Below are 6,607 nucleotides of genomic sequence, written 5' to 3' on the forward strand. Positions count from 1 at the left end.
ACCAAGAGCTATGTTTATGAATCTCTTGAAATCCGGGGTGCTTTTTCTTTCGGCTCCTTCTGCAATATTAGATGGGATAGATATGGATGAACGGAGCATTTGATCTTTTATTCCGTAATCACGGCAGTTTCTCAACAACTCGTAGAGACGTATTGATAATTCGCAGGATTTTTCCCAGACATCTAAATCTTCGAAAGAAGAAGGCATAGTAAGAGCGGTTTCCGGTTAGAAGCGGTTTACGGTTGACGGTTGACGGATAAAAGCGGTTGACGGTTAGAAGCGGTTTACGGTTTACAGTTTACGATTTACAGTTAATGGTTGAAGAATATAGGTTGATGGTTGACAAGTTCATTATCATTAAAGTTTTCTTATTCTGATTTTATTGTTATCAATAATTATTAAGCTATTTATTATATTTGTTTCGTGCACTTGAGTTAGCAAACGTCTCAGCGCTTCTTGAGTATTTTCAGTTGTGGTAGGCCATACCCGCAGACGGATTACCCCATGATGTTTTCCCAAAGGGTACATGCGTGCATCGGCAAAGTCTTCGTCATATGTGATAACTATTGCGCAATGTTCCTGTGCCCATTTATATAAAAAACTGTCAGGTTTTCCCTGAAAGCCCAAATCATTCACATGGTGAATAGTCCAATATGGGTATTGTGACTTCATCCATGCGGAAATTGCTATCGGTATATTTTGATCAAGTAAAAAGCATAATTGTGAAGGAGTGTCAGGCATGTGCCAGTACCTGCTCTTCATCAATTACTTCAGCAGCATATTCTAAGGCTCCACGAATCATGTCCGGGGTTAATTCGGGGTATGCATCTACAATCTTTTCAATAGTATAACCGCCGGCAATCATACCTAATATATTTCTAACCATAATTCTGGTGCCGCGTATGACGGGTTTGCCATTACATATTAAGTGGTTAACTTCAATATATTCGTTCATTTCAGGGCCTCTTTTCAGCTTTTTTAGTTTACGGTTAAAAGTGGTTGGCGTTTAATAAGTTAAAAACTATTTTTATCTCTCACAGAGAGCATAGAGGTATATAGCTCATAAGATGATAAGCTCGTAAGTTCATAAGTTTAAAAAAACAAAGTAAAAGGTCAGACAAGAGCATATGCCTTCATTGCAGATAAAGTTAGTAAGTCAGGAATTTTGATTATTTGTTCAAAATCATTTACAGCATTGATTTTATAAGGATTCGGCGACCTTTTCTACTCCAAGAATATCGAAAAGATAGCGGACAGACTTTTCATCACCATGATTAAGAACAGCCTCAATAATGGCATCAATGCTAAGTTCTGTCAGCTTATTTTCGGGTATCCACCAGAACAGATATTTTTGATCTTCAATGAATGCGGCAAGACTGTTACCCGGTGTTATTTTGATTTGGTTTAAGTCTGAGCCCATTTTGCAATTAATGGTAATTTCGTAATGGAATGTTTTAATTTATTTTTATCTCTCACAGAGAGCACAGAGTCACAAAGTTTTTTCAGGAATATTAGCCGCAGACAACCGCAGACGTTCGCAGATTTAATAAATTAACTTCATATTAGCCGCAGACAACCGCAGACGTTCGCAGATTTAATAAATTAACTTCATATTAGCCGCGGACAACCGCAGACACCAGCAGATATTATAAAGGAAAATAGTTCATAAGTTGATGAGTTGTTTAGTTCATAAGAAAATAAGGTTCAAAAAGCAGAATCAACATGTTGTAGCCATTTTTAGTTCCACATCCGTCAATCGTGAATAAGTTTTAGGATGAATATTCTTAATGACAATATATGTCACCTTGCCTCCTTCAGATTCAATTTTCTTTCCCAATGATAAATTGAACTCTCTTAATTCTATATCAAATTCCGGCACAAGGACTAATTCCGAATCCAGTGGTATCCTGCTGCTCAGCTCGGGGTGTTCAAATAAATAGCGACTGAATTCAGCGCTTAGTTCAATATTTTTTTCGATTAATTCGTATTCGTTATTCATTTCCTGATCCCTCCATAAAAGCTTGTTTGTAGAAAAGCCAATTGGTTTTTAAATCACTTTCTATAGTTTTTTCAGGATTATGCAACTTAAACCCTTTGTTGATTGTATAACATTGTTGTTATCTTTTGCAGAGGCCGCAGAGTTTTTTTAAGAAATTTTGTCCTAACTTCATATTTGCCGCAGACAGACGCAGACATAATTAGCCGCAGGCAGATATAGATTTAATGAACTTCATATTAGCCGCGGACAACCGCAGACGTTCGCAGATTTAATAAATTAACTTCATATTAGCCGCGGACAACCGCAGACACCAGCAGATATTATAAAGGAAAATAGTTCATAAGTTCATGAGTTGTTTAGTTCATAAGAAAATAAGGTTCAAAAAGCAGAATCAATCTGAACAAAAGCCGGCTTTCATGGCGGCGATAGCCTTCCGTTTTGCCGTATCATATTGTCTGGCGTTACGTATGATCTTTTCCACTTCCTGGCGCAACATTTGTGTCAATGACGTCCCACGCTGTGCCGCAATCACTTTACCGGTTTGGATCAGATCTTTGTCAATACTTATAGTTATATTTTGTTTCAATGTAAAACCTCCTGATATTACTTCATCTGACGCCAATGATAACTCGGTATTTAAGGGAAAAACTCGTATGCGCAGCATAATCAGCACTATAGATGCGCCCAGAGTTTAAAATCCGGGGGTTAACCCTGAAACAGGACTTAGAAATGGCTTTGAATACATGTAACTTGACCACTTTGTTCATGAATAATAATTTAATTTGCTAATTGCCGGAGTTGTCATTTATAAAAAAAATCCACAGTTTTTAATCATCCATGAATAGTTCTTCAAACTGGCGTGGTTTGATGATTTTTATTTTTCCATATTTCCGAAGTGTCAATAAATCATCGTCACCGGTTACCAGATAGTCGGATTCTGATGCCAAAGCACACTTTAGAATATTATCATCAGCAACATCGCGACATGTTCTATCAATAGAAATTGAGGATTGGTTGATTTCGGATGCTGCTTCTTCAAGAAGCTTTATGGCCATTTCTATTTCCTTGCTTGACGCTTTGATTTTTTTCTGAAGAAACTTTTGAAATTCTTGCAAGATAAAAGGACACAGAATTAATGAAAACTCATTGTGGCGTGCCCTTAGAAGGAGTTTGGCACACAATCCGTCAGTGAGGAATGCAGCTATTAATACGTTAGTATCAAAAACCGCTTTCACGAAACAGCTTTGAAAACATCATCTTCAGTTAAGAATCCAGCTTTCTTTGCTTTTACAGAAAGTCGTTTCCTCGTTTCCTTGAATTTAATTTCCCATAAGTAATTACTTAATGACTCTTTTAAAATATCACTTTTGTTTCTTCCCGTAATCTTAGCGTAACTATTCAATTCCTTCGCCATCTGCTCCGTTAGGCTCAAAGATAATACATACCTCATTTTCCACCTCCTATACTACAATACACTACAATGACATTTTTTGTCAAAAAAAACATAGTTGAAAACAGTTAACTATACAAGAAGAGAGCCCTTTGCATAACTTCGGATAATATTTAATAAAATTACTGTTGTTCGGCTTTTTCAGATGCTATAAAATCATGAATAGCCTTCAAATCAGACTTTGCCGGTGCGGCCCAGATTACCACGACTCGATTTCCCCCTTGAGATCTTCCGCAGATATCGTATCGCCTTTTTCAACGGCTTCTCTTCCTTTTTTTACTTTATCAATCACATAGAGTTTATACATTATTGCATCTATGTCGGCAGTCTCCGGAAGTTGTTCAATCGCCGTCAATGCTTCTCGTTTTAGTGTGTATCCATTCCATTAGTTTCCTTTTACTTATCTCTCACAGAGTACGCAGAGCACAGAGTTATTTTTTAAGAATTTCTGAAACTGCTGCTTTCAGTGCAGGTATATGATTTTTGCATATGTCATAGATTATTTCATGGTCAATAACAGCATAATGATGAGATATAATATCTCTTAGCCTGATAATCATACCCCACTCAATATTTGGGAAGTTAGTAAAAATATCCGGATCTGATTTTTTTATTTTCTTGACCAATTCCCCGATTACTTGCAGTCTCATGGCAATTGAATCGAGCATAATAACACCGTGAGGGGACAAAACAAAATCTTCTGCTTGACTAACCTCAGAGAATCTTTCTTCGATCAGTAGTATTGCCTCATAAATGCTTTCAAAATTATCAATTGTAAAATTATCAGACATAAATAACTTGATTTTCTATGGCCTGAATAAAACGATTTTTTATGTTTTTACTTTTTCTTATAATTTCGATGTTTTTATTAAATTTTTTTTCGAGATAAATTGTAAGCCCGGCAATATATTCAAATCTTGGCTCTTTGAATTCTATTAACAGATCAATATCACTGTCCTTGTTTGGAGTTCCAGAGACATACGAACCGAATAAACCGATCTCAATAACTCCATATTTACTACATAGGAAATCCTTTTCAGTTTTTAAACTATCTATTATATCTTTATAAGTAAGCTCTTTTTGCATTAATAGTATCCAAATTCTGAAAAATCTTTGCGGGCTCTGCGAGATATTTTTTTTTATCTCTCACAGAGTCACAGAGTCACAAAGTTTTTTCAGGAATATTAGCCGCGGACAACCGCAGACGTTCGCAGATTTAATAAATTAACTTCATATTAGCCGCGGACAACCGCGGACACCAGCAGATATTTTTATCTACCGGCCTGACAGACAAAAACTATCGTGCCTTTGGACAAGTTCTAACTCCAGGCTTTTGATCTCCACTTAGAAATTTTTAATATTAATATAGTTTGTATTTGTCTGCGTCGGTCGGCGGCTGATATTTAATACTTTAAATTAACCTCTCACAGAGATTCCAGAGTTACAAAGTCTTTTATAGAACTTTGTGACGCCGGTTTAATAACCCTTTGGAATTTAGTGGGGCAGGGGAAAAACTTTAACTTCATATTTAGCCGCGGACAACCGCAGACGTTCGCAGATTTAATAAATTAACTTCATATTAGCCGCAGACAACCGCAGACACCAGCAGATATTTTTATCTACCGGCCTGACAGACGAAAAACTATCGTGCCCTTGGACAAGTTTTAACTCCAGGCTTTTGATCTCCACTTAGAAATTTTTAGTATTAATATAGTTTGTATTTGTCTGCGTCGGTCGGCGGCTGAATGCTTTTCCTGCTTGTTATAGACAATTGATGGTTAACAGTTAACGTATTTTTATAAATGTTGGCTCTTACTCAGCCATTCTTTTGAAATGATTGAGAGAAATTCTGCAGCCCTCACTATTTTTATTTCTTTGTAATACCCCAGTTTTAAAAGGTGTTTATCTCCGGAAACAATAAATCCGGACTTGGATGATAGTGCGCACTCAATGAATTTATTATCATCCGGGTCATCATCAATCACACTTATTCTTCGAGAGATTTTAACAGGATTTGTAAATGTTGAAAAATCGAGAAGTATTTGGGCTGATTCTTCGTCTGAAAGCTTGAATTTTGTTTTTAGCTTTCTGACTATCTCCTGCTCTATATCCAATGATGTAAATATCGATATTTTACCGCTTCGTCCTAAATTAACGAGTTCACGAGGTTTTCCACCCCAAAATATAGCTGAGATATAAATGTTTGTATCGATTACAATCTTGGGGATCAAAGTGTTTCCATCAACCACGGGAAAAGACTACTCATGAAGATAGGTATCCAGTTCGGATTCATTCATATCAGGGATGTTATACTTTTTTAGCAATGACTCTGTAAAACGATAATAATTTTCTTGATAGCATCTATCCTTAACAATTTCCTTTATAAGAGCCATCTTTTTTTCAAAAGCCAATTGATAGACCAAATCTTTTATCTGATCATAATTAATATCAATATCTTTCAATTTTGGCATATTATTTTCCTTATCATCGATTAATTTACCTGGAGATAATCTTAGTTATATGCCTCTATTATCTGCTATTTTATCGTAAGTGTCAATCTTCTTGCCGGACAAAATGTTCTTGTAATGATTTAAAGGGAATTCCAGCTCCTATTCGTATACCATTTGCATCAAGAAGCTCGGGAATCAATATTTTTAATTTCTCAATAAGTGCCTCTAAATTATCTTCCTCTGTAGCAAGGCCTGGAACATCGTCACTTGTTGCAACCCATACACGGGCTTCTTCGTCCCATTCAGCCCTAAGGAATAATGGTTTTTGGAGCATAATTTCACCTCATTTTTTATCTCTCGCAGAGAGCACAGAGTCACAAAGTTTTTTCAGGAATATTAGCCGCGGACAACCGCAGACGTTCGCAGATTTAATAAATTAACTTCATATTAGCCGCAGACAACCGCAGACACCAGCAGATATTTTTATCTACCGGCCTGACAGACGAAAAACTATCGTGCCCTTCGGGCTTGCAACTATCTTTGTTTGATCTCCATTTTGAAATTCTTAGAGGTAATTTAATAAGTCTATCAGGCTAAAATCTCGACGATTTTCAACCCACAATTTTTTATTTCAACCCAATTTTTCAGGCAAATTTACCAGGCAAAAAATATTTTCACTTTTTTTTATTTTCTGCTGGCGTCCGAGCT

14 protein-coding genes are annotated in these 6,607 nt (G+C 36.4%); all 14 read right to left on the reverse strand.

The window, feature by feature from the left end:
• Window positions 1-207, reverse strand: a 207-nt coding sequence (locus VXK47_RS00165; protein WP_435546749.1) for a four helix bundle protein, incomplete at its 3' end; no start/stop codon positions are given.
• Between the two features lie 150 nt (window positions 208-357).
• Window positions 358-741 carry a DUF5615 family PIN-like protein gene (locus tag VXK47_RS00170; protein WP_435546750.1) on the reverse strand — a complete coding sequence of 128 codons (384 nt, stop codon included), beginning with the start codon at window positions 739-741 and terminating at the stop codon, window positions 358-360.
• Complete coding sequence (locus tag VXK47_RS00175) at window positions 734-955, reverse strand: DUF433 domain-containing protein (RefSeq protein ID WP_435546751.1); 222 nt, start codon at window positions 953-955, stop codon at window positions 734-736. The genes VXK47_RS00170 and VXK47_RS00175 overlap by 8 nt, the downstream gene beginning before the upstream one ends.
• Window positions 956-1,201: 246 nt before the next feature.
• Window positions 1,202-1,420, reverse strand: a complete 219-nt coding sequence (locus VXK47_RS00180) for a hypothetical protein (RefSeq protein ID WP_435546752.1) — start codon at window positions 1,418-1,420, stop codon at window positions 1,202-1,204.
• Between the two features lie 297 nt (window positions 1,421-1,717).
• On the reverse strand, window positions 1,718-1,999 hold the full coding sequence (locus VXK47_RS00185; RefSeq protein WP_435546753.1) for a DUF5647 family protein: 282 nt from the start codon (window positions 1,997-1,999) through the stop codon (window positions 1,718-1,720).
• Window positions 2,000-2,390: 391 nt separating this feature from the next.
• Window positions 2,391-2,585: a DUF6364 family protein gene (locus tag VXK47_RS00190; RefSeq protein WP_435546754.1), complete on the reverse strand. Its 195-nt coding sequence runs from the start codon at window positions 2,583-2,585 to the stop codon at window positions 2,391-2,393.
• 241 nt (window positions 2,586-2,826) lie between these two features.
• The gene (locus VXK47_RS00195) at window positions 2,827-3,234 is read right to left on the reverse strand and encodes a PIN domain-containing protein (protein ID WP_435546755.1); all 408 of its coding nucleotides are present in this window, start codon (window positions 3,232-3,234) and stop codon (window positions 2,827-2,829) included.
• Window positions 3,231-3,449, reverse strand: coding sequence for a ribbon-helix-helix protein, CopG family (locus VXK47_RS00200; RefSeq protein ID WP_435546756.1), 219 nt, complete (start codon window positions 3,447-3,449; stop codon window positions 3,231-3,233). Before VXK47_RS00200 ends, VXK47_RS00195 begins: the two co-directional genes overlap by 4 nt.
• Window positions 3,450-3,648: 199 nt before the next feature.
• A complete protein-coding gene (locus VXK47_RS00205; RefSeq protein ID WP_435546757.1) occupies window positions 3,649-3,804 on the reverse strand; it encodes a hypothetical protein in 156 nt (51 codons plus the stop codon).
• A gap of 76 nt (window positions 3,805-3,880) precedes the next feature.
• Entirely contained in the window at window positions 3,881-4,240 is a 360-nt protein-coding gene (locus tag VXK47_RS00210; RefSeq protein WP_435546758.1) for a HepT-like ribonuclease domain-containing protein, read from the reverse strand.
• Window positions 4,233-4,535: a nucleotidyltransferase family protein gene (locus tag VXK47_RS00215; RefSeq protein ID WP_435546759.1), complete on the reverse strand. Its 303-nt coding sequence runs from the start codon at window positions 4,533-4,535 to the stop codon at window positions 4,233-4,235. Before VXK47_RS00215 ends, VXK47_RS00210 begins: the two co-directional genes overlap by 8 nt.
• A 710-nt stretch (window positions 4,536-5,245) precedes the next feature.
• A complete protein-coding gene (locus VXK47_RS00220; RefSeq protein WP_435546760.1) occupies window positions 5,246-5,698 on the reverse strand; it encodes a putative toxin-antitoxin system toxin component, PIN family in 453 nt (150 codons plus the stop codon).
• Between the two features lie 9 nt (window positions 5,699-5,707).
• On the reverse strand, window positions 5,708-5,920 hold the full coding sequence (locus VXK47_RS00225; protein WP_435546761.1) for a hypothetical protein: 213 nt from the start codon (window positions 5,918-5,920) through the stop codon (window positions 5,708-5,710).
• 82 nt (window positions 5,921-6,002) lie between these two features.
• Entirely contained in the window at window positions 6,003-6,233 is a 231-nt protein-coding gene (locus tag VXK47_RS00230; RefSeq protein ID WP_435546762.1) for a DUF1902 domain-containing protein, read from the reverse strand.
• Between the last annotated feature and the right edge of the window lie 374 nt (window positions 6,234-6,607).

Origin of the sequence: Desulfobacterium sp. N47 (assembly GCF_051233685.1) — a bacterium.
Taxonomy (GTDB): domain Bacteria; phylum Desulfobacterota; class Desulfobacteria; order Desulfobacterales; family RPRI01; genus RPRI01.